General features: G+C 73.3%; 1 protein-coding gene. It reads left to right on the forward strand.

Translation table 11 applies throughout. The features are described from left to right. Window positions 1–695: 695 nt before the first annotated feature. Window positions 696–2056 (forward strand): HAMP domain-containing protein (locus ACZ4XJ_RS27255; protein WP_468497721.1); only part of this gene is annotated, 1361 nt, incomplete at its 3' end.

Here is a 2056-nt window from a genome sequence, read left to right on the forward strand (position 1 = left end):
ACAGCGCCACGACCCGGACCTCCCCAGCGCGGCGATCGGGGGGGGCGCCGCCCGCGCCGCGCCCCGCCCCCCCCCCCCGCCCCCCGCCGGCGGCCCGCGGGGGGGCGACTTCGGTGCGGGCGAGCGGGGCGCCGCACGCGGAGCCCCGGTCGTCGTACGTACCGGGCTGCAGCCGGCGGACCCCGGAGCCCGGGGGCGACGCCGGGGCGTCGCCGCCGGGGGCCTGCCGGTTCCCCCGGGCCCACGTCGATGGGGGCCGAGGAGCGACCGGGTGCCGTGCGGAGCCGGGCGGCAGCCCGCGGTACGAACCGGACCCGGTCGCGAGGCCGGGGGGGGAAGGGCCCCGCGACCCAGGTCCGCTGCGAGAGGTTCCTCGTTCCGTGGAACGTCTCGTGTCCTCCCGTGTATCCACCCCGTCCGATCCCAAACGGTCGCCGGTCCGGCGGATTTGGGGGCAGTTGCCCACCACATCCCGGGCCCTCTCGATCGAGCCCCGTCCCCCCGGGACGTTCACCGCCGCCCGGTGGCGAGCGCCGCAGCTCAGCGCCCGCCCGGCGGATCCGCGGCGCGGTGGGCCGCCGGGGCCCGGAGTTAACAGGACTGAGCTTCGGAGCCCGCGCGGGGTGTGGTGGACTTGTACCCGGCACGCCGGAGGATCGCGGCGCGGCCCAAGGGCGGACTGAGATGGGGCTGGGATGAGCAAGCCGGCGGAAACACGCGCGGGTGCTGGGGCGACGGGGGCGGTGGGGGAGCCGGAACTGCGTCAGCTCCTCGCCGGGCTGACGGCGGTGCGCGACGGTGATTTCGGTACCCGGCTGCCGGACGAGGCCGATGGCCTCCTCGGGGAGATCGCGACGGTCTTCAACGGGATGGTCGACCAGTTGTCCCTGTTCACCTCGGAGGTGACGCGCGTCGCCCGGGAGGTCGGCACGGAGGGGACCCTGGGCGGACAGGCCGTCGTCCCCGGGGTGTCGGGTACCTGGGCCGACCTGACGGACTCCGTCAACGCGATGGCCGGCAACCTGACCACCCAGGTGCGCGACATCGCCCAGGTGGCCACGGCGGTGGCGCGCGGTGACCTGTCCCAGAAGATCGACGTCGCGGCCCGGGGCGAGATCCTGGAGCTGAAGGACACCGTCAACACGATGGTCGACCAGCTGTCCTCCTTCGCCGACGAGGTCACCCGCGTCGCCCGCGAGGTCGGCAGCGAAGGCCGCCTCGGCGGCCAGGCCGAGGTCCCCGGCGTCGCCGGCGTGTGGCGCGACCTCACCGACTCCGTGAACTTCATGGCCGGCAACCTCACCGATCAGGTCCGCAACATCGCCCAGGTGACCACGGCGGTCGCCCAGGGCGACCTGTCCCAGAAGATCGCCGTCGACGCGCGCGGCGAGATCCTGGAGCTCAAGAACACCATCAACACGATGGTCGACCAGCTCTCCGCCTTCGCGGGAGAGGTCACCCGCATGGCGCGCGAGGTCGGCACCGAGGGCATCCTCGGCGGTCAGGCCGACGTGAAGGGAGTCTCGGGCACCTGGCGGGACCTGACCGACTCCGTGAACTTCATGGCCGGGAACCTGACCTCGCAGGTGCGCTCCATCGCCCAGGTCGCCACTGCCGTGGCGCAGGGCGACCTGTCGCAGAAGGTCCGGGTGAACGCGCGCGGCGAGATCCTGGAACTGAAGACCACCATCAACACGATGGTCGACCAGCTGTCGGCGTTCGCCGACGAGGTCACCCGCGTCGCCCGCGAGGTCGGCACGGACGGCCGGCTCGGCGGTCAGGCCGACGTCAAGGGCGTCTCGGGCACCTGGCGGGACCTGACCGACTCCGTGAACTTCATGGCCGACAACCTGACGGCGCAGGTCCGCTCGATCGCGGAGGTCACCACCGCCGTCGCCCAGGGTGACCTGTCGCAGAAGATCCGCGTCGACGCGCGCGGCGAGATCCTGGAGCTGAAGGAGACCATCAACACGATGGTCGACCAGCTGTCGGCGTTCGCCGACGAGGTCACCCGCGTCGCCCGCGAGGTCGGCACCGAGGGCAACCTGGGCGGCCA

This window comes from Streptomyces sp. NPDC029836 (genome assembly GCF_055574495.1).